Annotated in this window: 25 protein-coding genes and 1 riboswitch; of the genes, 18 read left to right on the top strand and 7 right to left on the bottom strand. The window is 71.5% G+C overall.

From position 1 onward, the window contains the following. Positions 1-70: 70 nt before the first annotated feature. On the bottom strand, positions 71-1,228 hold the full coding sequence (locus DT019_RS00665) for a serine hydrolase domain-containing protein (protein WP_114034565.1): 1,158 nt from the start codon (positions 1,226-1,228) through the stop codon (positions 71-73). Positions 1,229-1,578: 350 nt separating this feature from the next. On the opposite strand from DT019_RS00665, the gene DT019_RS00660 reads away from it, so the two are divergent. The 10 genes from DT019_RS00660 to DT019_RS00615 all read left to right on the top strand — a co-directional run bounded on the left by DT019_RS00660 (position 1,579) and on the right by DT019_RS00615 (position 11,946). Further along, positions 1,579-3,471: a bifunctional metallophosphatase/5'-nucleotidase gene (locus tag DT019_RS00660; protein WP_223279228.1), complete on the top strand. Its 1,893-nt coding sequence runs from the start codon at positions 1,579-1,581 to the stop codon at positions 3,469-3,471. Positions 3,472-3,545: 74 nt separating this feature from the next. Further along, positions 3,546-4,391: a class I SAM-dependent methyltransferase gene (locus DT019_RS00655; protein ID WP_114035251.1), complete on the top strand. Its 846-nt coding sequence runs from the start codon at positions 3,546-3,548 to the stop codon at positions 4,389-4,391. A 716-nt stretch (positions 4,392-5,107) separates the two neighbouring features. Continuing rightward, positions 5,108-7,003 carry a bifunctional metallophosphatase/5'-nucleotidase gene (locus tag DT019_RS00650; RefSeq protein ID WP_411292677.1) on the top strand — a complete coding sequence of 632 codons (1,896 nt, stop codon included), beginning with the start codon at positions 5,108-5,110 and terminating at the stop codon, positions 7,001-7,003. A 170-nt stretch (positions 7,004-7,173) separates the two neighbouring features. After that, positions 7,174-8,430 carry an SLC13 family permease gene (locus tag DT019_RS00645; RefSeq protein ID WP_114034562.1) on the top strand — a complete coding sequence of 419 codons (1,257 nt, stop codon included), beginning with the start codon at positions 7,174-7,176 and terminating at the stop codon, positions 8,428-8,430. A gap of 9 nt (positions 8,431-8,439) precedes the next feature. Next, positions 8,440-8,934 (top strand): universal stress protein, encoded by a 495-nt coding sequence (locus DT019_RS00640; protein WP_114034561.1) that lies wholly within the window; start codon positions 8,440-8,442, stop codon positions 8,932-8,934. Positions 8,935-9,163: 229 nt separating this feature from the next. Continuing rightward, on the top strand, positions 9,164-9,655 hold the full coding sequence (gene crcB / locus DT019_RS00635; protein WP_114034560.1) for a fluoride efflux transporter CrcB: 492 nt from the start codon (positions 9,164-9,166) through the stop codon (positions 9,653-9,655). After that, a complete protein-coding gene (locus DT019_RS00630) occupies positions 9,652-9,999 on the top strand; it encodes a DUF190 domain-containing protein (protein WP_114034559.1) in 348 nt (115 codons plus the stop codon). The genes crcB (DT019_RS00635) and DT019_RS00630 overlap by 4 nt, the downstream gene beginning before the upstream one ends. Further along, positions 9,996-10,370: a fluoride efflux transporter CrcB gene (crcB, locus tag DT019_RS00625; protein ID WP_114034558.1), complete on the top strand. Its 375-nt coding sequence runs from the start codon at positions 9,996-9,998 to the stop codon at positions 10,368-10,370. The genes DT019_RS00630 and crcB (DT019_RS00625) overlap by 4 nt, the downstream gene beginning before the upstream one ends. Before the next feature lie 187 nt (positions 10,371-10,557). Continuing rightward, complete coding sequence (locus DT019_RS00620; protein WP_114034557.1) at positions 10,558-11,175, top strand: phosphatase PAP2 family protein; 618 nt, start codon at positions 10,558-10,560, stop codon at positions 11,173-11,175. A gap of 84 nt (positions 11,176-11,259) precedes the next feature. Next, positions 11,260-11,946, top strand: coding sequence for a hypothetical protein (locus DT019_RS00615; protein ID WP_147267245.1), 687 nt, complete (start codon positions 11,260-11,262; stop codon positions 11,944-11,946). An 85-nt stretch (positions 11,947-12,031) separates the two neighbouring features. Here the strand turns inward: DT019_RS00615 and DT019_RS00610 are convergent, their stop codons facing one another. Together DT019_RS00610 and DT019_RS00605 are read right to left on the bottom strand one after the other, a co-directional pair. Beyond that, the gene (locus DT019_RS00610) at positions 12,032-12,655 is read right to left on the bottom strand and encodes an RraA family protein (protein WP_114034555.1); all 624 of its coding nucleotides are present in this window, start codon (positions 12,653-12,655) and stop codon (positions 12,032-12,034) included. Positions 12,656-12,763: 108 nt separating this feature from the next. Further along, on the bottom strand, positions 12,764-13,678 hold the full coding sequence (locus tag DT019_RS00605) for a carbohydrate kinase family protein (RefSeq protein WP_223279227.1): 915 nt from the start codon (positions 13,676-13,678) through the stop codon (positions 12,764-12,766). 439 nt (positions 13,679-14,117) lie between these two features. Beyond that, positions 14,118-14,299: riboswitch (cyclic di-AMP (ydaO/yuaA leader) on the top strand. A gap of 5 nt (positions 14,300-14,304) precedes the next feature. On the opposite strand from DT019_RS00605, the gene DT019_RS00600 reads away from it, so the two are divergent. Beyond that, the gene (locus tag DT019_RS00600) at positions 14,305-15,099 is read left to right on the top strand and encodes a transglycosylase SLT domain-containing protein (protein ID WP_114034554.1); all 795 of its coding nucleotides are present in this window, start codon (positions 14,305-14,307) and stop codon (positions 15,097-15,099) included. 80 nt (positions 15,100-15,179) lie between these two features. Here the strand turns inward: DT019_RS00600 and DT019_RS00595 are convergent, their stop codons facing one another. Continuing rightward, a complete protein-coding gene (locus DT019_RS00595) occupies positions 15,180-15,821 on the bottom strand; it encodes a class I SAM-dependent methyltransferase (RefSeq protein WP_223279226.1) in 642 nt (213 codons plus the stop codon). 306 nt (positions 15,822-16,127) lie between these two features. Here DT019_RS00595 and DT019_RS00590 point away from each other — a divergent pair, with 306 nt between their 5' ends. From DT019_RS00590 to DT019_RS00580, 3 genes are all read left to right on the top strand, one after another. Further along, the gene (locus DT019_RS00590; protein WP_114034552.1) at positions 16,128-16,565 is read left to right on the top strand and encodes an anti-sigma factor antagonist; all 438 of its coding nucleotides are present in this window, start codon (positions 16,128-16,130) and stop codon (positions 16,563-16,565) included. Between the two features lie 236 nt (positions 16,566-16,801). Continuing rightward, positions 16,802-17,383 (top strand): dihydrofolate reductase family protein, encoded by a 582-nt coding sequence (locus DT019_RS00585; protein WP_114034551.1) that lies wholly within the window; start codon positions 16,802-16,804, stop codon positions 17,381-17,383. Positions 17,384-17,423: 40 nt separating this feature from the next. Then, entirely contained in the window at positions 17,424-17,873 is a 450-nt protein-coding gene (locus tag DT019_RS00580; protein WP_114034550.1) for a nucleoside deaminase, read from the top strand. A gap of 46 nt (positions 17,874-17,919) precedes the next feature. Here the strand turns inward: DT019_RS00580 and DT019_RS00575 are convergent, their stop codons facing one another. Continuing rightward, positions 17,920-18,630 (bottom strand): HAD family hydrolase, encoded by a 711-nt coding sequence (locus DT019_RS00575; RefSeq protein ID WP_114034549.1) that lies wholly within the window; start codon positions 18,628-18,630, stop codon positions 17,920-17,922. Positions 18,631-18,734: 104 nt separating this feature from the next. Continuing rightward, positions 18,735-19,562, bottom strand: coding sequence for an ETX/MTX2 family pore-forming toxin (locus tag DT019_RS00570; protein ID WP_223279225.1), 828 nt, complete (start codon positions 19,560-19,562; stop codon positions 18,735-18,737). Between the two features lie 435 nt (positions 19,563-19,997). On the opposite strand from DT019_RS00570, the gene DT019_RS00565 reads away from it, so the two are divergent. The 4 genes from DT019_RS00565 to DT019_RS00550 all read left to right on the top strand — a co-directional run bounded on the left by DT019_RS00565 (position 19,998) and on the right by DT019_RS00550 (position 23,983). Next, positions 19,998-20,957 carry a HAMP domain-containing sensor histidine kinase gene (locus DT019_RS00565; protein ID WP_114034547.1) on the top strand — a complete coding sequence of 320 codons (960 nt, stop codon included), beginning with the start codon at positions 19,998-20,000 and terminating at the stop codon, positions 20,955-20,957. Continuing rightward, positions 20,954-21,613: a response regulator gene (locus DT019_RS00560; RefSeq protein ID WP_114034546.1), complete on the top strand. Its 660-nt coding sequence runs from the start codon at positions 20,954-20,956 to the stop codon at positions 21,611-21,613. Before DT019_RS00565 ends, DT019_RS00560 begins: the two co-directional genes overlap by 4 nt. A gap of 66 nt (positions 21,614-21,679) precedes the next feature. After that, the gene (locus tag DT019_RS00555; RefSeq protein ID WP_114034545.1) at positions 21,680-22,258 is read left to right on the top strand and encodes a ScbR family autoregulator-binding transcription factor; all 579 of its coding nucleotides are present in this window, start codon (positions 21,680-21,682) and stop codon (positions 22,256-22,258) included. 123 nt (positions 22,259-22,381) lie between these two features. Next, positions 22,382-23,983, top strand: a complete 1,602-nt coding sequence (locus DT019_RS00550) for an adenosine deaminase (RefSeq protein WP_114034544.1) — start codon at positions 22,382-22,384, stop codon at positions 23,981-23,983. Positions 23,984-24,001: 18 nt separating this feature from the next. On the opposite strand, the gene DT019_RS00545 is transcribed toward DT019_RS00550, so the two are convergent. Next, positions 24,002-25,600 (bottom strand): molybdopterin-dependent oxidoreductase, encoded by a 1,599-nt coding sequence (locus DT019_RS00545; protein WP_223279224.1) that lies wholly within the window; start codon positions 25,598-25,600, stop codon positions 24,002-24,004. Positions 25,601-25,706: the final 106 nt, after the last annotated feature.

Raw genomic sequence — 25,706 nt, 5'->3', positions numbered from 1 at the left:
GCGAGTTGCAGCCCACCCCGGTGGACGGCAATGGGGCCGTGCTGTCGCCTCAACCGGCCGCACGCACAGGTCACTTACCGCAGAACTCCCCTTCCGCGACCGCCATCACGTCGCCGGTCCAGTCGGCGTTGAAGTTGAGGGCCAGCGCATGGCGGGCGTCCTTGGTCACCAGGGCCTCGGAGCTGGAGCCGAAGATGCCGCCGTCGTGGCCCCACACCTCGGTGCCGCAGGACAGCGTCACCTTCATCAGGCCGAGCCCGTACGAAGCGTTCGGGCTTGTGCCGATCCGGACGGTCGTCGTCATCTCCGCGAGCTGGCGGGCAGGCAGCAGCTTCCCGCCCAGCAGGGCGCGGAGAAAGCGGTTCAGGTCGGGGGAGTCGGAGACCACCTCGCCGGCCGACCCGGCGACGGACGGGTTGAGTTCGGTGACGTCGTACACCCGGTCCGGTGTGCCGCCGAGCGTGGAGTACGCCCGGCCGCTGGGGGCCGGCATCCGGGCCTCGGTGCCGGGGAACGAGGTGGAGCGCAGGTTCAGGGGGCGCAGGATGCGCCGCTCCGCCTCCTGCGCGTATGTGTGGCCGGTGACCCTGTGGATCACCATCCCGGCGAGGATGTAGTTGGTGTTGGAGTACGTCCAGCTCGTGCCGGGCGCGAAATAGGGCTCGTGGGCCAGGGCGGTTTGTACGAGCCGGTCCGGGCTCCAGGTGTCGAAGCGGTGCTGGAGGAAGCCGGGGCCGAAGAGGAGGTTCCGAAAGCCCGGGTCCCGCGTGTAGTCGAAGATCCCGCTGGTGTGATTGAGGAGTTGGCGCAGGGTGATGGAGCGCCCGTCGTTGCCGTGGCCGCGCACCACGCCCGGCAGCCAGTGGTCGACCGTGTCGTCGAGGCTCAGCCTGCCTTCCGCCTCCAGTTGGAGCAGCACGGTCGAGATGAACGTCTTGGTGAGGGAGCCGACGCGGAAGGTGTCCTGGGCCCGGCGTTCGCGTCCGGTGCGCGTGTCGGCGACGCCCGCCTCGCCGGTCCAGCGGCCGTGGCCGTCCTCGGCCACCCCGATCACGCCGGGCACGCCCGCGGCGACCGCGGCGTCCATGGCTCGCTGGGCGGCCCGGTGGCTGGTGGGGCGTGCTTGCTCCGCCGAGGCGGGCTCGACGAACGCGGTGGCGGTCACCGCCGCGGCGACGGCCGCCGCGAAGATCGCGGTTCTGACTCTCCGTACCGTACGAACTGCCATGGCCTCTGCTCCCGCTGGTTCTCGTGTGTGAACCGGTCGGCCGGGAGGACCCGCGGCTGAGGAGAGGAGTTGAGCGGGCTTGGCGCGGTTGAGCGGGATCCAGCCGATTTCCGGTTCCGTCCTCATGGAAACGGAAGGACAGCCGCGGAGCGTCGCGACACGACGGCCGCGTTTCGCGCGCAAGCGTGTCTGCCGCGAGTCGACGATCTAGGTTGGGCGCGCCCGATCCCTTCGCCACGGGGGCGAGGGATGGCGCCGGGTGACGCAGGACCGGCGCCTGTCCGCGGACGCGGGGAAGCCTCGACCCTGGACAGGGGGCGGATGTGCGCGAGCTCGGCCGGCGCAGTTTCATGACCGCGGCAGGTTCGCTGGGAGCCCTGCTGGCGACCGGGGTCCCCGCCTTCGCCACCCCGCACGCGCGGGACGCGGCGAGCGCGCACGAGTACGTCGATGTCCAGCTGCTCAGCATCACCGATCTGCACGGCTTCCTCCAGGGCGCGCCGGGCGCGGACGCGGTGATCACCGGCGCGGGCGGCCGGGCGTACGAGGTGGGCGGGGTGGCCTGTATGGCCACCCATCTGGAGCGGCTGCGGGCCGGTCACGCCAACTCGATCTTCTTCGCCCCGGGCGACCTCTTCTCGGGCTGGACGTTCGCGGCGGAGACCCTGGCGGACGAGCCGACCATCGAGGCGCTGAACCGGCTGGGGCTCGACTTCGCGACGGCCGGGAACCACGAGTTCGACCGCACACCGGGGTTCCTGAACGGCCATATGCAACTCGGCATCCCGTACCCGGGCATGGGCCGCACCAATTCGTTCCAGGACTCCCAGGGCAGAGCGTTCACCGGGGCGGACTTCCGCTACTACTGCGCCAACGCGGTCTGGCGGGACAGCGGCCGTACGGTGCTGCCGCCGTACAACATCGAATGGGTCGACGCGCCGGGCGGGCGCAGGCTGCCGATCGGCTTCATCCACCTCACCACGGTCGGCACGGAGCGCTTCTCCACGTCCTATCAGCCGGCGCTCGCGACGCTCGACGAGGTCGCCACCGTGAACCGGTACGCCGCGGAGCTGAAGGGGCGTGGGGTCAACGCCATCGTCCTGAGCATGCACGACGGGGCCGTGGCCGGGGAGGACTTCAACAGCGCGACGCTCCCTTCCGGTCCCGCCTACGACCTGGCCCTGGCCGTGACGGCCGACATCGACGTGATCGTCACCGGCCACTGGCACTGCGCCTTCAACATGATGCTGCCCGATCCCCAGGGCCGGCCCCGCCCCTTCGTGGAGGCGGGCTGCCACGGTCAGTTGATCAACGAGATCAACCTCCGGCTCGATCCGCGCACCGGGTCGGTGGTCCGCGCGCTGACCACCTCCACCAACCACCCCAACACCCGGGACGTACCGCCCGACCCGGCCCTCAAAGAAGTCGCCGACTACTGGACCGGGTACGCGAACCGGCGCAGCTCCCGGCCCGTCGGGCGGGTGACCGCCTCCTTCTCGGACCGGCTCAGCGCCACGGGGGAGAGCCGGATGGGGAACCTGGTGGCCGACTGGGCGCTGTGGGCCGGGCGCCAGAAGCCGGATTCCTTCGACAACGGGAACGTCAACCCGAACGCGCCCGCCGATCTGGCCCTGATCGCCGTGGCTCCCCGCACGGGGCGCAGCGTCATCGTCCACGGGCTGCCGCACGTCCCGTCCTCGGGCGGGGTGATCACCTTCGACCAGGCCTGGAGGGCGGTCGGGTACGGCTGTCCCGTCCTCACCGCCACCGTCACCGGCCAGTGCATTCATGACGCGCTGGAACAGCAGTGGACCGAGGAGGGGGCGGATCTGGTCTACGCGCCGCTCGCCGTCTCCTCCAACGTGCGCTACGTCTTCGATGCCGCCGGGCCGCCCGGAGCACGCGTCAGCCCGGACCATGTCCTCATCGACAACGCCCCGCTCGACCTCCGTGCCTCGTACCGGCTCGCCTCCATGGCGTACACCTTCCTCGGCTCCGACGGCTATCCCGCGCTGCTCCAGCACACCGCGGCGGTCCGTCACACCCGCGACTTCGAGAGCTTCAACGCGTTCGTGCGCGCCAACTCCCGCCTCACGCCCGGACCGTTGGGGCGGGTGCGGGCGATCAACGCGGCACGACCCGGCGCGCGTCTCGGCACCCTGCCGTCGCGTCCCCGCCCCCGAGCCCTGCCCGTGCCCCCGCCGGCCCACCTCGCCTGCGAGGGGCCGCTGCCCGACCTGTAGGGGGCACTTACCTCCGGGCGGGCTGGGTAGGGTCGGGACAAGTGGTGTCCGTGAGGGGAGGCCGGTTGACCGACATGACCGACGACTTCGATCCGGCGGTACGGCGGATGATGGCGTCCAACGAAGCGAACTGGGATGCCCGCACCCCGGTCCACCTGGCCAGCCGCTTCTACGCGGTGGCGGACAAGAGCGCCGATCCCGCCCGGTGGTTCGCGGCGTACGAGTGGCAGGACCTCGGGGACCTGGCCGGACGGGACGTCCTGCACCTCCAGTGCCATCTGGGCACCGAGACGATGGCGTTCGCGGCGCGAGGGGCCCGTACGGTCGGGCTGGACCTCTCCGGCGCCTCGGTCTCGGCGGCGCGGAACCTGGCCGCCGAGGCGGGCCTGGACGTCGAATACGTCCAGGCCAACGTCTACGACGCGGCCCAGGCGCTGGACGGCCGACGGTTCGACGTCGTCTACACGGGCAAGGGCGCGCTGTGCTACCTGCCGGACCTCGCCCGCTGGGCCTCGGCGATCGCCGCTCTGCTGCGCCCCGGCGGCCGTCTCTACCTCGCCGAGTTCCACCCGCTGCTCACCTCCCTGGGACCTTCGCCGGGCCGGGGGGAGGGTGACGAGCTGCTGCTGCGGCACGACTATGTGGCGGGCCGCGGGCCCGTGCGCCGCGATGCCACGTACACCTACACCGACGGCCCGCCCGTGCGGGACGCGACCGAGTGCTTCGAGTGGGCGCACGGTCTCGGCGAGGTGGTCAACGCCCTCCTCGGCGCCGGGCTGAGGATCACCGCACTGCGCGAGAGCCCCGAGCTTCCCTGGCCCCGCTGGCCCCACATGGTGCCCACTCCGCAAGGCTGGTGGCGGCTGCCCGACACCGCCCCGCGCATCCCGCTCCTGTACGCCCTGCAGGCAGAGCGCTGACCCTGGCGGCCCGCCTTCCGGTCTTTCAACTCCCTTGACGCAAGCCTGATTTGGGGGCACGGCCGCGGGGGACAATTCCAGCGGGTGCATCTCGGCGGGGCGGCCGGGTTTCGTGCCGAAGAAGACGGGCGACCCGGGGCACGATCCGGTTCCGGGTGTCCATCGGCCGCCGCGATGCGGGCGGTTGAGCCGTGTGCCGGGTGCGCGGGAACTCGACGAGGAAGTACGGCCCCGGCGCGGGGACGTGCGGCGTGGATCGGAGAAGGGCGGCCTTCGATGAGGAGAGGGCGGAGCCGATTAGCCTTCGACACCGCCGTGCCCTGTCCTGGGAAGGGGCTCCGGAGGGGTGCCGCATTCTCCGGGGACTTGACACGTATTCATGACGGGAGCGCGCAAGCGGGGTTGGAGGACGGCCGTTTCAGTTCAGCCGCTCGTCATGTGACGCCTCCTCCGCGTTTCGCGCGTCGTTTTCTGCCCGTGCGGTTCGTGCGCTGGAGTGGTGAGCGTCGGTGGCGGGGATCCGGCGCGCCTTGTCCGGCGGCGTGTCTCGGGTTCGGCCATCCTGTTGTGTTGTATTTCTTGTGCCCGCAATCAGTGGATTCGTGTCGCGTAGTTCTTCGGGCCGCCAGGTGGGGAGCCGGAACATCACTCCCGGCGTGGCCGCGTAGTTTTCGAATGAGGGAGTCGATATGTGGGGCGTGGGTCGACGCAGCTTCATGACTGTGGCGGGATCACTCGTGACGATGGCGGCGACGGGCACGCCGGCCCTGGCCAGCGGCCACGCCCGTGACGCCGCGAGCGCCTCGGAGTACGTGGACGTACAACTGCTCAACATCACGGACCTGCACGGCTATCTGCAGGCCCCGCCGCCGGGTGACGCGGTCATTACCGGCGCGGGTGGAGAACAGTTCACCGTGGGCGGCGTCGCGTATCTGGCCACGCATCTGGAGAACCTGCGGGCCGGACACGCCAACTCGATCTTCTTCGCCCCAGGGGACCTGTTCTCCGGCTGGGAGTTCCCGGCCGAGTCGCTGGCCGACGAGCCGACCATCGAGGCGCTGAACCGGCTGGGGCTCGACTTCGCGACGGCCGGAAACCACGAGTTCGACCGGACGCCGGGATTCATGATCGACCACATGGAGCACGGCAGACCGTACGCGGGCGAGGGCTGGACGAACAGTTTCCCCGACTCGGCGGGGCGGACCTTTCCCGGCGCGAACTTCCGTTACTACTGCGCCAACATGCTGTGGGGGAATTCCGGCAGGACCGTCCTTCCCCCGGTGAATGTGGAATGGGTGCAGGGGCCGGGCGGCAGGCGCCTGCCGATCGGATTCATCCACCTCACGGTCACCGGAACCGAAACCTCTTCGACGGGATTCCAGACGGCGCTGCGCATGCTGGACGAGTTGAAGACCGCGAACCGCTATGCGGCGCTGCTCAAATCGCAGGGAGTCAACGCGATCGTGCTCAGCATGCACGACGGCGCGGTGGCCGGAAGCGATTTCAACAGCGGGAGCGCACCGTCGGGGCCCGCCTATGATCTGGCCCTCGCCGCGTCGCCCGACATCGACGCGATCGTCACCGGGCACTGGCACTGCGCGTTCAACATGATGGTGCCCGACCCCGCCGGCCGGCCGCGCCCGTTCGTCGAGGCGGGCTGCCACGCTCAGCTCATCAATGAGATCAACCTGCGGCTCGACCCGGTGACGGGGAAGGTCGTGCGCGAGCTGACCACCTCGACCAACCACCCCAACACCCACGACGTGACGCCCCATCAGGACCTCAAGGACACCGCCGACTACTGGACCGGCTACGCCAACAACCGGGGCGCGACCCGCATCGGGCGCCAGACGGCGTCGTTCACGCGCACCCTGAACAGCATGGGCGAGAGCACGATGGGCAACCTCGCCGCCGACTGGGCGCTGTGGGCGGGGGCCCAGAACCTGGACCCCTTCGACACCGGGAACATCTACGCCAACGTCCCCGCGGACCTGGCACTGATCTCGCTGGCGCCCCGCGTCGGGCCCAGCGTCATCAACACCGACCTCACCCTCGACGCGACCACCCAGGGGGCGGTCTCCTACCGCAAGGCGTTCAACGCGGTGGGCTACGGAAACCCCATCCTGACCGCGACCGTCACGGGCCAGTGCATCCACGACACGCTGGAACAGCAGTGGAGGATGAAGGGGACCGCCCTCACCTACGCGCCCTTCGCCGTGTCGCACAACGTGCGGTACACGTTCGACGCCGCCGGACCGGTGGGCAACCGCGTCAACCCCGCCGACGTCCTCATCGACGGCACCCCGCTCGACCTGCACGCCACCTACCGGCTGGCCACCACGGCCTACACGCTGATCGGCGCGGACGACTACCCGGCCCTGCTCGACCACACCGAGCCGGTGCGGCACACCCGGGACTTCGAGAGCTTCGTCGCCTACGTGCAGAGCCAGTCCGTGCTCACCCCCGCCCCCCTCGGCCGGGTCACCGCGCGCAACGCGACCGCCCTGCGCGGGGAGATGGGGGAGCTGCTGCCGCTGCCGCGCACCCGCAGCGCCGAGACGGGGCCCAGGGTCGCGGCCGCGGGCACGACCCGCGGCCGGGGGCGCTGCTGACCGAGCCGGCCTGCGCGCCGGAGCGCGGAGGCGCCGCCCCCCACCCTGGGAGCAGGAAGGACGGGCGGCGGCCCCGTCGGCGGACGCGGTGACGAGCAGCACGTAGGGTCTTCTGCGGTGGGTCGGCGCTGGACCCGCCGCTGTGATCGTCCGTTGCCCGGAGGCCGACCCTGAGTACCGTCACCGCCGAGATCGTCTCGGCCGTCCTCCTCCTCGGCGTGCTCGCCTTCGCCGTCGTACGCCCCCGCAACTGGCCGGAAGCGGTGGCGGCGCTGCCCGCGGCCGGGCTCGTCGTCGCGCTCGGCGCGGTCTCGCCCACCGCGGCGTGGCAGCAGACCCGCGATCTGCTGCCCGTGGTCGGCTTCCTCGCCGCAGTGCTGGTACTGGCCCAACTCTGTGACGACGAGGGCCTGTTCGCGGCAGCCGGGGACGCCGTCGCCCGGCTGTGCGGTGCCAGTGCCCGGCGCCTGCTCGGCGGGGTGTTCGCCGTCGCCGCGGTCGTCACCGCGGTGCTCAGCCTGGACGCGACCGTGGTGCTGCTCACCCCCGTGGTGTTCGCGACGGCGGCCCGCTCCGGCGTCCGGGCCCGCCCGCACGTCTACGCCACCGCGCACCTGGCGAACTCCGCCTCCCTGCTGCTGCCCGTCTCCAACCTCACCAACCTGCTGGCCCTTGCCGCCAGCGGGCTCTCGTTCACCCGGTTCGCGGCGCTGATGGCGCTGCCCTGGCTGGCCGCCATCGCCGTCGAGTACGCGGTCTTCCGCGGCTTCTTCCGCACCGACCTGGCGGCGACCCCGCGCGGGGCACGGGCGCCGGGCGGCACGGACGTGCCGGTGTTCACCCTGGTGGTCCTCGGGCTGACGCTCGGCGGGTTCGTCGTCACGTCGTTCGCCGGCCTCAGCCCGGCCTGGGCCGCCCTCGCGGGCGCTCTCGTCCTCGCCGTCCGCGCGCTGCGCCGGCGGCGCACCACCGCACGTTCCCTGGTGGCTTCGGCCGGCATCCCGTTCTGTCTCTTCGTGCTCGGTCTGGGCATCGTCGTGAAAGCCGTCGTGGACAACGGGCTCGGCTCCGCCATCGGACGGCTGCTCCCCGAAGGCGACTCGCTGCCCGCCCTGCTCGCCGTGGTCGCCGTCGCGGCGGTCCTCTCCAACCTCATCAACAACCTGCCCGCCGTGCTCGCCCTGCTCCCGGTGGCCGCGGCGGGCGGCCCCGGCCCGGTGCTGGCCGTCCTCATCGGCGTCAACCTCGGCCCCAACCTCACCTACGTCGGGTCGCTCGCCACCCTGCTGTGGCGGCGCATCCTGCACGAACACGACGACGCGCCCGCGCTCGGCGACTTCACCCGCCTCGGGTTGCTGACGGTTCCCGCCACACTGGTCGCGTCGACCGCCGCGCTGTGGGCGGCGCTGCACACGATCGGAGGCTGACCGCATTCCATGAGCGTCATCGTCTGGATCACCGAGAGCACCTGGCCCGCCTGCGTGGACGCCGCGCGTGAGCGGGCCGCCGACGGGGACTGCGTACTCCTGCACGTCACCGACGACGCGGTCCCCGAGGCCGCGCACGGCGCGTTCGCCGGGCTCCTCGGGCGCGGCCGTGCCGAACGCGATCCCGGGAACCGTCTGGAAGGCCTCTCCTGGGCTGCCGCGGACGACCTCCTCGCCGAGGCCGAGCGCCGCCTGGGACGACCGGCCCGCCGACTCGCACTGCACGGACGCCCCGAACAGCAGGTCGTCCGCGCCGTTGCGGGCCCCGACCTCCTGGTCTGCGCCCGCGACGGCGACCGTACGCGTCTGGGGCCGCGCAGCCTCGGCCCCGCCACCCGGTTCGTCGTCGACCACGCGCCGTGCCCGGTCCTGCTGGTCTGGCCGGACGCGGCCCCCGGCCTCGACTCGCTGCCACCGCCACCGCCACATCACCCGAGGCCTTGACCGAACGCCCGGCCCGGGCCCGTTGGCGGGCGGGTGAGGCCGGGAGCTAGCCTTGGGGAAGCGGTGATCCCTGGTGTTCGCCGCGCGGCGGTGGGGCCCGCCGTACCCGAACCGCGGCATCCGCGCCGCCAACGGTCCCTGCTTGCGAGCATGTGCGCCCGGCACGGGGTCTCCCCCTGCTCGAACGAGCCGAGAGCTTGGGGAAGGGCGCCCTCCAGGTAGGAGAGGTATGTCCAAGGGAGTCCAGCAGCCCAGGGCGGTCGCCCGGCCCACCGACCCGGATGTCGATCTGGCCGTGCCCGCGCAGCGCCGCGAGGTGGCGCACGGCCTGGGTCCGGTCGTCGCCGTGGTGGCGCTCGGCGGTGTGGTCGGCGCCTGCGCCCGCTACGGGGCCTCCCTCCTGTGGGTCACCCACCCCGGCTCGTTCCCCTGGACGACGCTGCTGGTCAACGGCGTGGGCTGTGCCGTGATCGGGGTGTTCATGGTGGTGATCACCGAGGTGTGGGCGGCGCACCGGCTCGTGCGGCCGTTCTTCGGAACCGGGGTGCTGGGAGGTTTCACCACCTTCTCCACGTACGCCGTCGACATCCAGAAGCTCCTGGCCGCGGGGCAGCCGCGCGCGGGTCTGGCCTATCTGGCGCTGACGCTCGTGACGGCGCTCACGATGGTGTGGAGCGCGGTGTGGGTGACCCGCCGCGCCCTGGTGCGGAGGCGGCGATGACCGGACCGACCGGACGGGCGCTGCGCCTCACGATCCTCATCGGTGAGAGCGATCTGTGGCACCACAAGCCCGTGTACACCGAGATCGTGCACCGCGCGCACGCGGCCGGGCTCGCCGGAGCCAGTGTGTTCCGGGGCATCGAGGGCTTCGGCGCCTCCTCCCTCATCCACACCCAGCGGCTGCTCTCGCTCAGCGAGGACCTGCCGGTGGCGATCGTCATCGTGGATGACGAGCAGCGCGTGAGGGATTTCCTGCCGCGGCTCGACGAGCTGGTCGGCGAGGGCCTGGTGATGCTCGACGACTGCGAGGTCATCCGGTACGCGGGACGGGAGCACGGCAAGTGAACTGGCTGCTCGTGGTGTTGGGGGCGGCCATCGGCGCGCCGCTGCGGTTCCTGACCGACCTGACCGTGCAGAAGAGGCACGACAGCGTCTTCCCCTGGGGCACGTTCGCCGTCAACGTCGTCGGCTGCCTGATCCTGGGCGTGCTGACCGGCGCGGTCACGGCGGGCGCCGCGTCCTCGCAGGTGCAACTGTTCGTCGGCACCGGTCTCTGCGGCGCGCTGACCACGTACTCGACCTTCTCCTACGAGACGCTGCGGCTCGCCGAGGACGGGGCGAAGTTCTACGCCGCCGCCAACGTGGTGGTCAGCGTGGTGGCGGGGCTCTGCGCGGTCTTCATGGGTGTGGCGGTCGCCGAGGCGCTCTGGGCCTGAGGCCCGCCGCGAAGCCGGCCCGGCCGGACCGCTGTACCGCGCAACCGATCCAGGTGGTTTAACGTCTACGTGCTTGTAGACGTTCATGTTCCGCTCACCCGGCAGTCACCTGGAGTCCCGCCCGTCATCCCGTCCCGTTGCCCGCGGGGCGCGCACTGCCGCCCGAACCACCGGAGAACCGCATCCCATGACCAGTTCCACCGCTACGACGCAGGCCCTGGACGGCGCGTCCATCGACGGCGGCCTGTACGGCGACATCACCGACTTCGCCCGGCACACGCACTGGCTGAACGGGCCGGTGTCCGCCTTCACGAGTTACGGCATCGCGCTGTTCGCGGTGTTCATGCTGGTCGGCTGGTGGGCGGCCCGGCGCAAGGACGCCCCGGTGATGGCGGCCGCGCTGGCCGCGCCGTTCGCGGTGGTGCTCGCGTACGTGGTCAATGACGCGATCAAGTCGGTGTTCACCGAGCCGCGCCCCTGCCGGGCGCTGCCCCACGACTTCCTCATCGAGAAGTGCCCGCCCCTGGACGACTACGCGTTCCCCAGCAACCACACGACGGTGGCCGCGGCCGCGGCCGTCGCCCTGTTCCTCGTCGACCGGCGCCTCGGCGCGGTCGCGGCGCTGGTCGCCCTTCTGATGGGTGCCTCGCGCGTGTACGTCGGCGCGCACTATCCGCATGACGTCCTGGTCGCGTTCGTGGTCGGCGGCCTGGTCTCGCTGGCGGTCACCTGGTCCGCGCGCCGGTACGCGGCGCCGCTCGTCACACGGCTGCGGGCCGGCGCGCTGAGGCCGCTGCTCGCCTGAGGCGCGGCGCGGGGCGCGATGTTCTTCGTGCGGGCGGGCGCGGACCGGTGTCACGGCCGGGCGTCAGCGCCTAGGCTCGGCGACGTGCTGCGAATCGTCGATGAACTCGCCGGACCGGGACCGCTGCGCATCTGGGCCCATGTGCCGGACGACGGCGCCCAGGGGACCGGACTGCGGGTGCTGCTGGTCGCGGACGTGCTGGCGCGCGTCGTCGAAATGCGGGGCAGGGCGGTGCTCATCGGCCGGGCCGGTCCGGGCAACCCGTCCGCCCCGGCCGCCGGGATCCGGCCGGCCGACGCCGAGGGCGATCCGGCCGAGCTGGCCGAGGCGCTCGGCGGCCCGCCCGGCGTCCACCTCGCCGGCGGCACGTACGAGGGGGCGGGCGCGGCCTGCCTCCACATCGGCGAAGCCCGGTCGCCGTCGCTGGAATCCGCCGATCTGCTCGCCGTCCGGCTGCTGCTGCTCGGCCACGGCTACGAGGAACCGGTCTCGCTGACGGCCGACGAGGTCGGCGAAGCGGGCCGCACCCTGGCCCGTTGGCGGCGCGCCGTGGCCGTGTGGGCCGAGCAGCCCTCGAAGCCGGTCCCGGCCGAACTCAAGGGCGCCGCCCGTACCGCCCTGGACAACCGGCTGGACACCTCGGCCGCCCTGCGCCTGCTGGGCGATCTGGAGAGGGACACCGATGTGCCCCAGGGCGCGAAGTTCGAGACCTTCGCCTACCTGGACCGGGTCCTGGGCCTCGAACTCGTCCGTGAGGTAGGGACGGTGTGAGTCGCGTGGCCGGTGGGCGAACGCGCGTCCACCGGCCTTGAGCCGTCAACGCAGCCCCAGGAAAAGGCCGTCGCGGACCGGGGGATCAGCCCTGGAAACCGCCCTCGCTCAGAGCCTTGTCGATGCGCGCCCGGTGCGCCTCCTGCCAAGAGTCGAGGGACTCGGCGGCCTCCTTGGCCACCTTCCGCCGGGAGTCGAGGAGCACCTGCTCGCGGCGCGCGTGGGGAGTGACCACGACTCCTTCCTCGTCGGCCACCACGACATCGCCGGCCGCCACGCGCACCCCGCCGCAGCGCACCGGCTCGTTGAGGGGAGCCACCGCCGTCTTGGTCCCGGGGATGGGGATGACGCCCCGGGCGAACACGGGAAAGCCCAACTCGCGGACCTCGGCGAGGTCGCGAATGACACCGTCGGCCACGAATGCCGCGATCCCCCGGCGTTGGGCGACGGCGCACACGTTTCCGCCCGCCAGCGCGTAGTCCAGGTCGCCCGATTCGACGACGATGACCGAGCCGGGCTCGGCGCGATGGATGGCCGCGTGCAGCATGAGGTTGTCACCCGCGGGGCAGCGCACGGTGAACGCGGGACCGGCGACCCGCGGCATCGGAGACCACAAAGGGCGAATACCGATGTCCATGACCTGGGCGCGGCCCAGAACGTCGGCGAGAGTGGTCGGGGAATAGTTCTTGAATTCGCTGTTGTCGTTCATGTTCTTCCTGACGGGACTTGATGGGGCGTAAGAAAAGGTGCTCAGGGCGTTGGTTGCGTGCCGGGGGTGGTTGTCACGGACTGCCCGGCGGCGAACGCCGAAATGATTTCAGGCGATCTGATCGGCCGCCAGCAGGTCTTTGAGGCAGATGGGGTCGGTGGCGGCCGGGGCGGTGCAGGCGTGGGCGCCGGCCACGGCGCCGAGGCGGCCGCATTCCCGTGTGTCCCGGCCGGTGAGCCTGCCGTACAGAAAGCCGCTGACGTATGCGTCCCCCGCCCCGTTGGTGTCCACGACGGGGGCGCGCGGTGCGACCGCCGGGACGTGGTGCGGGGTGGAGTGGCCGTCCCGGGTGAGGACGTGGGAGCCGTCGGCTCCCGCCGTCGCGACCACGGTGTCCGCGCGGCCTTCGCGCAGGATCTCCCGCATCAGCGCGGTCGTGCGGGCGCCCGCGCCCGCCGCGCTGAGGAACACGAGGTCGGAGCGGAGGGCGAATTCCCGGTGGTGTTCGGCCAGTCCGTCCCAGTCGTGCAGATCGGTGGAGACCGGCACGCCGAGCTCCTGGATGTCGTCGTAGAGGAAGCGCGCGAAGTTGGTGATCGAGAGGTGGACGTGCCGGGCCCTGCGGAGCCGGGGCAGGTAGAACTCCCGGGGCATCCGCAGGTCGGCCGGGTCGCGGGCGTCGTAGAACGACATCCGCCGCCCCTCGGCGTCCACCAGGTTCACCGCCCGGCGGGTGCCCGCGGGCGAGATCAGCGGGGCGAAGTCCACGTCCCCCTCGGCCAGCAGTCGGCGCACCTGGGAACCGGTCCAGTCGTCACCGACGCAGTCGATCAGGCCGACCTCCAGGCCGAGCGCCCGGACCCCGAGGGCCACGTTCGCGCCCGTGTGGCCGGGCCACTCCTCGATGGGCCCGACCTGCACCGAGTCGGCGAGCGGGACCGGCAGGGAGTCGACGCGCACGACCGTGTCCACCCCCGTACCTCCGACCACCAGGACGTCGTACTCCGCGCTCTCCCGGATCACCGTGCCACCTCTCTGCCGCCGTGTCCCACCGTGGAGGGCGGGCCGTGACCATGATCCCCGGCACGGGTGTGCGGGGTCACGGGTGCCGGCCCGCCGGGGGAGGTCTGAGGGGTGAAGGAAGTCCCGAGTGTCCCAATTGCGGGGTTATCGGATTCGCTGCCTCTGGTTTTGAAATGTCCCAATTGGGGGTTAATGGATGACGCTCCCCTTTTTGTGATCAGCCTGTCCGGGCACCCGGCGCGCGAGTGAAGTGGGTCACGTGGGGGTGGGGTGGCCGTGCGGGCTTCGATTCGTCATTTCGGCACAACGGAAAGCGAGTTGAGGGCCTTCGCGGGGACGGGTCGGGCGGGTGGATTTAAGTGGATCTATATCCCGGATGGGTCCCCCTGAATTCTGGCCTTGTTTCCACTCGGCATATTCGTTTACGTTCACCGTCAATCCGGAAGGAACGCCGAATCCTGCCGCCGTCCGGAGCCTCCCAGACACGTACGGCAGGAGCGGGGGACCCAGGTAAGCCGCCGGTCCGGATTCCGGACCGGCTGGGGTGAAGTCGCGTGTGCCGCGACCGGACATCTCCCGTCCGAACCCGACAGCTCACCTCGTAGGCGACGGAGAGGAAGAACACCATGCCTGCAAAGGGCAAGCACCGCCGCCCCAAGTCCAGCCCGCTCTCCCGTGGCCTCGCCGCCGCAGGCACGGGCGGCGCCGTCCTGGCCATCCCGGTGATCGGCGCGACCACGGCCACCGCCGCTCCGGCGTCGGTCCACTCCGCCACCACGGCGAAGGTCGCCGCGCCCGCCCTCGCGGCCGCCAAGCCGATCACGGCGGTGAAGGGGGCGTCCACGAGCTACGCCGTCGTCGCCGGGGACTCGCTCGCCAAGATCGCCGACGCCCTCAACGTGAGCGGCGGCTGGAAGCAGCTGTACCAGGACAACCAGAGCGTCATCGGCGGCAACCCCGCGATGATCCACCCCGGCCTGAAGCTCACCGTCGGCGCCCCGGCCGCCCGGGACGCCTCGGCCCAGCGGGCCGACCGCTCTGCCCGCCCGGCCACCCTCACCGCTGCCAGCACGACCACCGCGACCAGCGCGCCCGCGTACGCGAACAACCTGGACGGCTGGATCCGGCAGTCGCTGGACATCATGGCCCAGCACGGCATCCCCGGCAGCTACGACGGCATCTACCGCAACGTCATGCGCGAGTCCTCGGGCAACCCGCTCGCCATCAACAACTGGGACTCCAACGCGGTGGCCGGAACGCCGTCCAAGGGTCTGCTCCAGGTCATCCAGCCCACGTTCCTCGCCTTCCACGTGCCGGGTACGTCCCTGGACAGCTACGACCCGGTGGCCAACATCACCGCCGCCTGCAACTACGCCGCCAAGACGTACGGCTCGATCGACAACGTCTTCGGCGCGTACTGATCCGCCCGCGGGGCCGGGCGCGCTCGGGGCGCCCGGCCCCGCCGCGCGAGCAATCCTTGTCGCCGCCCGGCGCGCAGCCGTCAGCTCCGGCGGGCCAGCAGATAGGCGCGCCGGGTCTCGGCCTCCTCGGCGTACGGGGCGCGCTCCATCCGCATCTCCACGGCGAATCCCGCGTCCTCCAGCGCCTTCGCGACGCGCCCGGTTTCGAGGAAGTGGAACTCGATGTCCACCTCGTGGCCCCACCACTCGTCCAGGTGCCGCACCTCCGAGCCGAGATGGAACGCGACGAGGAGCAGGCCGCCGGGCCGCAGCACCCGGTGCGCCTCCCGGAAGGCGCCATGCAGCTCGGACGGCGCCAGGTGGATGACGGAGTACAGCGCGACGGACGCGGCGAACTCCCCGTCGGCGGCGGGCAGTTCCAGCAGATCCCCCTGGCGGAAGTCCACCGCGGGGAAGGTGCGGCGCCCGAGGGCGACCATGGCGCCGGACACATCGATGCCCACCGTCTTCACCCCCCGGTCGGCGAGCAGGCCCGCCACATGCCCCGGCCCGCAGCCGAGGTCCGCGACCGGTGCCCCCGCCTCCGTCTGCTCGACCAGGCTCGCGAGCAGCGCACGGTCGAGCGGCTTGCCCGCGAGCTCGTCGAGCAGCCGTGCCGCATAGGTCTCGGCCACGGTGTCATAGCTCCGGCGTACCAGGTCGTGCCTTCCGTGATCTCCCATGGACGAGAGCATGACATCTGCCGGACGGGGTGAGCCCGCGGGGCGAGCGCGTGGGGCACTTCGGGCCGGGCTGACGCCGTGTCGGGTCCGAACCCCCGGAATCCGGGCCTCACACCCCGTGTGCGGTGCTCAAACGGGGAGTGGCGCAAATTCCGTTCACCCCCCAGGGTGAACAAATCGCAGGCTGCACGTTTCTGCATACGGGGCTGTTTCTAGGGTGGTAGTGCGTCACCCCGGGACCACGGTGACTGCCCATTACCGAGTACCTCCGCGCCCGTGGGGGTCAGTTCTGGACCGGGAGCTGTCATGGGAACCACCGCTCGGCCATCCGTCTCGGCCCCCGTGCCGCTTCCGCCGGGGCTGTTGCCGGACCGGTGCTGCAACGCCCGTACGTACCTGATGCAGGGGTTCACCGTGGTCGAGGTCCACGGCACGGTCGATCTGGCCACCGCGCCCGGTGTACAGGTGCACCTGGACGCCGCCACCCAGCCCGTCGGCGCGAGGGTGATCGTGGACCTGCGGCCCGTGGAGTTCTTCGACTGCGCCGTCCTGACATTGCTGAGCCGGGCCTACCGCAGGGTCCGGGACCGCAAGGGGCACCTCGGCGTGGTCTGCGCCCGGCCGTGGCATCTGAGGATCCTCAGGGCGGGCGGTCTCGACGCCCTGTTCCGGTCGGCCGCCACGGTGGAGGAGGCGGCCTTCGCGGCGCTGGCCGGAGGCGTGGCCGGAGACAACCGGCCCTGAGGGAAGGCGAGTTGGCGCTCGGCGGCAACGGTGGTCGCCCCCTCGGTGCGGCCGGCGAACTCTGGCTGGAAATGAGCGGGTTGAGGCGAGAGGGCGCACCTGGCGGGTACGGATTCCCGCGTCCTGCCAACCCTTCGGGCCGTTCGGCGGCACGAGGAAAGAGAGAGCCTCCCGGCCCCGAAAGGAGCTGACCGCATGCGCGGAATTCCGGGCGGGGCGAGCGTATCGTCGCTCGGGTGACCACGACGAGAAAGATCATCCACTCCGTGTCGGTCTCTCTCGACGGCTTCTTCGCGGGGCCCGAAGGGCAAATCGACTGGCACCTGGTCGACGACGAGCTGCATCGGCACTTCAACGAACAGCTCGCCACCATGGGCGCCTTCCTGGAGGGGCGCGTGACCCACGAACTCATGGCCGAGTACTGGCCGACCGCCGACGCGGATCCCGCGGCCCCCGCCGCGGTGGCCGAATTCGCCCACATCTGGCGGGAGATGCCGAAGGTCGTGTTCTCCCGGACCCTTGAGAAAGCCGAATGGAACGCCACGGTCAGGCATGAGGTCGATGTCGCCGAGATCGAGGCGCTCAAGGCGCAGCGCGGCGGGGACCTCGTGCTCGGCAGCGCCGATCTCGCCGCCACACCCAGGCGGCACGACCTCATCGACGAGTACCGCCTCTATGTCCACCCCGTCCTTCTCGGCAGGGGCAGGCGTCTTTTCGCGGTCGCCACCGGCACGCACACGGTACGCCTCGTAGAAACCCGCACTTTCGGCAACGGAGTCGTCCTGTTGCGCTACGCACGCGACCGGACGGCGGAGTAACCGGTAACGCCGGTCGATTCGGAGCGGAGGGACGAGGAGCATGGAACAGGATCTGGCCCGGCAATGGCTGGCGACGGCCGTCGAGGAAGCCCGCGCGGGTCTCGCCGAGGGCGGTATCCCGATCGGTGCGGCGCTCTATGCCGCGGACGGCGCCGTGCTCGGCCGGGGCCGCAATCTGCGAGTGCAGGAGGGAGATCCGTCCCTGCACGCCGAGACGGCGGCATTCCGTGCCGCGGGACGACAGCGCTCCTATCGGGGCACGACGATGGTGACCACGCTGTCGCCGTGCTGGTATTGCAGCGGCCTGGTGCGGCAGTTCGGCATCTCCCGCGTGGTCGTGGGCGAGGACAGGACGTTCTGTGGCGGGCAGGAATGGCTGGCCCGGCACGGGGTGGAGGTCGTGGTGCTGGACGACCCGCGATGCGTTGCGATGATGCGGGAATTCATCGCGGAGAATCGCGCATTGTGGAACGAGGACATCGGGGAATGACCGTCGTCTTGAAGGGGCGAGAACACGCGGGCCGCTTGTCGGGCTGTCAACCCGGTGTACTAGTCCGGTCGTCGAGGTGAGCGGCCAGCTCGCGGAGATGGCCGATTGTGGTGATGGCCCGGGGCAGGTCCGCGGCGCGGGGCCCTGACGTGATGAGGGCCGCGGACATGCCGTACGCGTGGGGGCCGAGGGCATCCGCCCGCGGGTTGTCGCCCACGAACAGGATGTCCTCGGGCGGGCAGTCCGCCGCACGGGCCACCGCGGCGTAGAAGCGCGGATCCGGCTTGCGGACGCCCAGGGTGCCGGACAGCACCAGCGCGGCGAAGCAGTCCCCGAGTCCGGCGGCCCGCAGGGTCCGGCGGCGTACCGGCACCGGCCGGTCCGTGTTGGAGGCCAGGACGCAGGTCAGGCCGTCGGCGTGCAGCTCCCGCAGGGCCGCGGCGGCCGTGGGATCGACCGTCGCGTCCGGCGTCGCCGTGAACACCGCCGCGACAGCGCGCCGCAGATCCGGGATGTGCGCGCCGCAGTCCTGCGCTGCGCGGTGCAGCCGGGTGGTGAAGGTGCTGGGCACGCCCCGTGCGGCGTCGGTACGGCGCGCTCGGCGCGTGACGGTGTCGAACCGGGCGGGGAAGCCCTCCGGGACCACCGCCCCCGGCAGGCTCCGCAGGACCTCTCCGACCAACCGGCCGTCCGGAGCCGGTCCGTGGCCCGCCAGGGTGCCGACGAAATCCACCGCCAGTACGCGCACCTGCGCCATGGAAGCGCCCCCTTTCCCGGGCTCCCCGTCACCCTACTGATCGGTTTCCGGGATATGCGCCGCGCGCACCCGGGCGCGTTGTGCCGCGTGTGGGGCCGGTTCGCTCAGCGGCCGGGGACCGCGACCCGGTTTCCGTTCGCGGCGAGCGGGATGGGAATCGTGCGGGATTCGACGGCGCCCCGGCCGCCGCCCAGGGGCTTCTGATCGGCGTTCACATTCAGCGAGACGCCCTGGCCCCCGCTGAACGTACCGCTCGCGAAGGCGTTCACCCCGTCGGCCACGATCTCGTATCCGGGAGTGTCGATGATCTGGTGCTGCCGGCAGTCCCGGAACACCTGCTCCACGGGGACGAACCACAGCCAGTGGCGGTTTCCGTCCTGGTTGAGGTCGACCTTCTCGTTGAACCAGATGGCGACGTTTCCCCGCAGCGTGACCGTCGCCGTCCAGTCGATGTCGTACTTCTGCGTGCCGACCACCAGGGTCGCCTCGACCTGCGACTTGGGCGGAATCCGCAGCGGGAGATCGACGCTCCACGTCTGCGTCTCCTTGTGCGTGAACTCCTGCGTCGAGGACAGGCTCGCCTCGATCGACGTGGTCTCGCTGACCTTGGCGACGGCCGGAATCTCGGCCGACACCTCGACGGTGACGCCGATCTTCAGGGATTGGGTGACGGATATCCGCAGATCCTGCTCGGTCGTCTTGCTCTGCTTATAGGTGACGGTCTGCTCGACCTCTGTTCCGTTGCGGTAGTTCGTGGCCACTGAACTGACCTGTCCGGGAACGGGAGAAGGGGCGTTGGCATCGTAAATGATGTCCTGGTACTTCGCGCCGACCTGATGGCGGTGGTAGTCGGCGAGGAAGTTCTGCTTGCCGTAATCCGTGGAGGCGGTGAAGCGGCAGCCGTTCGACGCGGGGAACCGCTCGCGCGCCATCCACTGTCCCCAGGCGTCGGTAATCTCCTGAAGGGGCCGCGCCGTTGTTTTGGTGCCCGCCCGGCGCGGTGCGGCGGCCTGCGCCGTCGTGAGGGACAGGGGAATGGCCGAGACCACTCCCACAGCGGGGGCCAGAGTAAGCAGACGCCGTCTGGAGACATGACTCATCAGCGGGGAAGCCCTTCGGTCGGTGGGGTATGAAACTGGCCAACTTCCGTGGTACGCCATGCAATCCACCGATGCCCGCCGCCGCATAGGGGCTTTGGTCCCGACCCCGCGTCGAACCCGGCCCCGAAATGGGTGCCAGCATGTATGGACGTGACCCCTACCGATTGCGGAGACTTCCGGGACCAGCGTGTTCACCTCAGGCAGGCGGCTCTGTGCCCCGGCACCCATGGAGGGCAGGCAGATCACGGAGCAATGAGAGGACCGGCGATGTCGCTGTTCTGGCGCATCTTTCTGCTGAACGCGGCGGTGGTCGTGGTGGCCATGGCGCTCCTGCTGGGGCCGTATGTGACGGTGTCCAAGCACGTACGGCTCGGTGAGGCGGAGGTGGTGGTCTCCGGGGCCGCCGCGATGCTGGTGATCAACGCCCTGCTCGTCCGGTTCCTGGGGCTCGCTCCTCTCAACCGCCTCTCGCAGGCCATGACGACGGCGGATCTGACCCGCCGCGAGGCCCGTGCGGCGGTGGTCGGAACGGGGGAGGTCGCCGACCTGACCCGGACGTTCCACTCCATGCTCGACCGCCTCGAATCCGAGCGCGCCGCCAGCAGCGCCCGCATCCTGGGCGCGCAGGAGGCCGAACGCCAGCGAATAGCGAGAGAGTTGCACGACGAGGTGGGGCAGACCCTCACCGCCGTACTGCTCCAGCTGAAGCACGCGGCCGACCGCGCGCCCGCCGCCCTGAGCGACGAGCTCCGCCTCGCACAGGAGACGACGCGCGGCAGCCTGGACGAGATCCGGCGCATAGCCAGAGCCCTGCGCCCGGGCCTGCTCGAAGAGCTCGGCCTCGCCAGTGCCCTGCGAGCACTGGCGGCCGAGTTCACCCTGCCGGGGCTGACCGTCCGCCACCGCATCGACCGGGGCCTGCCGCCGCTGGACCCCGAGAGCGAGCTCGTCCTGTACCGGATCGCCCAGGAAGCCCTCACCAACCTGGCCCGCCACTCGGGCGCCACCCAGGCCGAACTGAGGCTGCGCCCCGGCCCCGAGGGGCTGGTCGAGCTGTTGATCAGCGACAACGGCAAGGGCCTCGGCCAGGCCCCGGAGGGAAACGGCCTGCGCGGCATGCGCGAGCGCGCGCTGCTGTCCGGCGCGGAGCTGTCCTTCGGCTCGGGACCCTACGGCGGCACCGAAGTCCGCCTCGTCATCGCCACCATGGCAGGGAGCCCCGCATGACGACACCGGACCAGACCCGCATCCTGCTCGCCGACGACCACGCGCTGGTGCGCAGGGGCATCCGGCTCATCCTCGACAGCGAGCCCGGTCTCACCGTCGTCGCCGAGGCCGACAACGGGGCCGAAGCCGTCTCGCGCGCGCGGGACACACCGGTGGACCTGGCCGTCCTCGACATAGCGATGCCGCGCCGCACCGGCCTCCAGGCGGCCCGGGAACTCTCCCGGGCCCAACCCGGCCTGCGCATCCTGATTCTGACGATGTATCACAACGAGCAGTACTTCTTCGAGGCGCTCAAGGCCGGAGCCTGCGGCTACGTCCTCAAGACCGTCGCCGACCGCGACCTCGTCCTGGCCTGCCGAGCCGCCATGCGCGACGAGCCGTTCCTGTACCCCGGCGCCGAGAACACGCTGATCCGCGAGTATCTGGAGCGCCTGCGTCAGGGGCGGCCGCTGCCGGACCGGGCGATCACGGAGCGCGAGGAGGAGATCCTCAAACTCGTGGCCGAGGGGTACTCGTCGAAGGACATCGGGGAGCTCCTCGTCATCAGCAGCAAGACCGTGGAGCGCCACCGCGCCAACCTGCTGCACAAGCTCGGCCTGCGCGACCGCCTCGAACTGACCCGGTATGCCATCAGAGCCGGCCTCATCGAGCCGTAGCCGACGACGTACCGGACCCGCGATCCGCAGTTGAACGACCCCCGCACCTTGCACCAGGAGCCACCGGTGGCCAGACAAGAACGCGCCTTACGCACCCGCGACGCCCTCATCCACTCCGCGGCCGAAGCCTTCGAGCGGCACGGATACGCACTGGCGAAACTGGCGGACATCAGCGCCGGCGCCGGGGTGAGCGTGGGGGCGCTGCACTTCCACTTCGAGAGCAAGGCCGCGGTGGCGACGAGCGTGGAGACGGCGGCGGCGACCCGGTTGCGCAGGGCCGCGGAGAGCGCTCAACGGCCGGGCATGAACGCCCTTCAGCGCCTCACCGGCACCTCCTTCGCCCTCGCCGACCAGTTGCGCAGCGACGTGGTGTCCCGCGCCGGGCTGAGATTGAGCACGGAAGGGGTCCGCGAGAGCAGCCTGGACCTGCGCCGCGAATGGCAGGCCTTCGTACGGCGCGAACTCGCGGAGACGTCCCACCAGGACCTTCTCGACGCGCCCGTCGAGCGGACCGACATGGCGGACCTGATCGTCGCGGCCACGACGGGCTTCGAGCTGCTGTCGCGCCGCGACCCCGCCTGGGGCGCGCCGCCCCTGCTCAACACCTTCTGGAGCCTGATCCTGCCCACGGCGCCCCGGTCCTGACCCCGAGGGTCCGCCCCAGGTTGACCGGTTCCCGCGGGTGGCCCCGGGACGTGCTGCGACTCTTGGGCGCGGAGGGACTCCGGCGCACGCCGAGGTGCGCCCCCGCGAGGAGAGGACAGACACATGCGCAAGAGGCACGGCGCCCGATGGGCGGTGCTGGCCGGTGCGACGGCGCTGGGCGTGACCCTGGGCGTGCTGCCCGCGGCCGCCGCCACGCCGGACCCGGACGGCTCTCAACAGGCCCGGGTCCAGGCGTACTTGGAGCGCATCGCCGGCTCTCCGAGCGAGCTCGGCCGTTTCCTGGCCGAGCTGCCCAAGGGCGCCGATCTGCACCACCACCTGGCCGGCGCGGTGCGCGCCGAATCGCTGATCGGCTACGCGGCCCGCGACGGCAAGTGCATCGACACCACGACGTACGTCGTCACGCCCGGGCCCCGGACCTGCCCGGCCGGACAGCGCCCGGCGGAGGACGCGGTGGCGCCGGGTCCGTTCCGGCGGCAGGTGGTCCGGGCCTGGTCCATGCAGGGGTTCGTCCTGCCACCCGACGGTGATCCCCAGCCCGGCCACGACCACTTCTTCGACACGTTCGGCAAGTTCGACGAGGCCGAGCGCGGCCACGACGCCGACATGCTCGCCGAAGTGACCCGGGCCGCCGCGAAGGAACACAGCAGCTATCTGGAGACGCTCACCACTGTGCAGGCGGGCGCCCTGAACCAGCTCGTCGACCGCGTCCTGCCGAAGGACCCCGGCCCCGACGACTTCGCGCGGTTCCACTCCGTGCTGACGGCGGACCCGCGGTTTCGGGTCCTGGTCCGGCAGGCGGCCGCCGACACCGACCGCGCCGTGCGCGACTACCGCACGCTCCTCGGCTGTGACACCCGCACGGCCCCGGAGGCCTGCCGGGTCGCCGTCCGCTTCGACTACCAGGTACTGCGCGCACAGGCACCGCGCCACGTCTTCGCCCAGCAGATCCTCGGCTTCGAGCTCGTCCACCAGCGGCTCGGCCGGTTCGTCGGCGTGAACATGGTGCAGCCGGAGGACGCGCCCGTCGCGCTGCGCGACTACACCCTGCACATGAGGATGGTCCGCTTCCTCAAGTCGCGCGCCCCCGAGGTGCGGATCAGCCTGCATTCCGGGGAACTCGTCGAGGGACTCAACGGAGTCGGCGGCCGTGACCTGACCTTCCACATCAACGAGGCCGTCGGCCTGGCCGGAGCCGACCGGATCGGGCACGGCGTCGACCTCGCCCACGAGAAGGACCCCGGGGCGCTGGCCGCGCGGATGCGCGAGCGCCATGTCCTCGTGGAGGCACCCCTGATCAGCAACGCCCAGATTCTCCGGGTCAGCGGCGACCGGCACCCGCTGCGCACCTACCTCGACGCGGGCGTCCCGGTGGCCCTGGCCACCGACGACCCGGGCGTCAGCCGCAGCGACCTGACCGCCGTCTTCCAGCAGGCCGTCACCGACCAGAAGGTGACCGTCGCGCACCTGCGCACCATGGCCCGCGCCTCCCTGGACCACGCCTTCGTCGAGGGCCGCAACCTGTGGAAGGAACAGGACAGGTACGGCGCCTACGCCGAGCCGTGCCGCAACGACACCCCCGCCACGCACCGGCCGCCGAGCGCCGGGTGCCGCTCCTTCCTGGCCGACAGCCCCAAGGCGGCGCTCCAGTGGAAACTGGAGGCGGACTGGCGGGACTTCGACCGCCGGTACGCCGGTCGCTGACCCGATCGGCCCTCGGGCTCAGGTGACGGTGACCGCGATCGAGTGCAGACCCGTCGCCCCGTCGGGGACGGTCGGGGTGCGCTCCTCGGTCTGGGGCGCTCCCGTGCCGTCGGTGGCGCGCACGGTCAGGGCGTGGGCGCCAGGGGCGGCCTGCCAGGGGAAGGACCACAGGCGCCAGGTGTCGACGGTGTCCTGGTCCGCGAGGCGCGCCTGCTGCCAGGGCCCGTCGTCGACGCGCACCTCGACCCGCTCGATGCCCCGGTGCTGGGCCCAGGCCACCCCCGCGACCATGACGGTGCCCTGCCGGAGCCGGGCCTCCGCCTTGGGTGTGTCGATGCGGGACTGGGTCTTGACCGGAGCCTGCTGAGACCAGGACCGCTGGACCCAGTAGGCGTCGTACGCGGCGAACGTCGTCAGCTCGATGTCCTCGATCCACTTGCAGGCCGACACGTACCCGTACAGGCCCGGCACCACCATGCGTACCGGGAAGCCGTGGTCGAACGGAAGGGGCCGGCCGTTCATGCCGAGGGCGAGCATGGCGTCGCGGCCGTCGAGGACGGCTTCGACAGGGCTGCCGATCGTCATGCCGTCCACGGACCGGGCCACCAACTGGTCCGCCGGGCCGCCCCGCGAGGGCGGGCGCACGCCGCAGTCCCTCAGGAGGCCGGCCAGCCGTACGCCGATCCAGCGGGCGTTGCCGACATAGGGGCCGCCGACCTCGTTGGACACGCAGGCGAGCGTGATGTCCCGCTCGATCAGCTCGCCCGCCCGGCCCCGGACGAGGTCGTCGAAGGTGAGGGTGCGCGGGGAGGTGACACCCTGGCCGTGGATCCTCAGCCGCCAGGTGGAGGCGTCCACCTTCGGCACCACGAGCGCCGTGTCGACGCGGTAGAAGTCGGCGTTCGGCGTGAACAGGGGGCTCAGGCCCGGCAGTTGGAGGAAGGCGGCCCGCGGCACAGGAGCGGCCGGTGACGTCGGTCGGGGCAGGACGAGCCTGCCGCGCGAAGCCACCGCCTGGCGGCCGCCGGAGGTGTTGAACGCGCGCCCCAGCAGCCCCGCGGCGGCGGACGCGGCGGCCGTCGCCGCGGCGGCGGTCACGAAGCCGCGCCGGTCCCAGGTGCCGGTGGCGGTGTCCGCCCCGGCGCCCACCGGCGGGCCGGGCAGCCGTCCGGCGAGCCAGTGAAGCAGGGCCGCACCGGCCAGCGCGCCGCACACCGACGGCAGCGCGTCGACCGCGCTGCGCGAGTCGGGGCGTCCCGTGGCGGCCAGTGCCCCCACGACCCCGAACACCAGGATCCCGGCGGCTCCGGTCCGCCGGAAGGCCGCCGCGACCACACCGAGGACCAGGGCCAGCACCGCCAGCACCGCCAGGATGCCGATCTGCAGGACGAGCTTGTCGTGGGTCCCGAAGTGGCGGATCGCCCACTCCTTGAGCGTGGCGGGCGTCCGGTCGATGGCCGTTCCGCCGACCGCCGTCACCGGCCCCGCCTCCGGCCGGACGGCGGCCGACACCAGCTCGGCCACCGCCAGCGCGGCGCCGCCCGCGAGGAGACCGCACAGCGCCCCGAGGGGGATGCGGCCGCGCCCGTTCCCGTTCCCATTCCGATGTGTTGTCACAGCGGCATTCGATACCGCGACCGTCCCGGATCGTCCACACTCTGCGGACCCGGCCCCGTGCGTCACACGGCCGGCGGTACGCGTCCCCGGCGGGCGCACTCGGCGC

It is taken from the genome of Streptomyces sp. SDr-06 (assembly GCF_003324565.1).
Lineage (GTDB): Bacteria > Actinomycetota > Actinomycetes > Streptomycetales > Streptomycetaceae > Streptomyces.
Note: the sequence above shows the minus strand (reverse complement) of the source record. Positions and strands in the feature narration are given on the sequence as shown.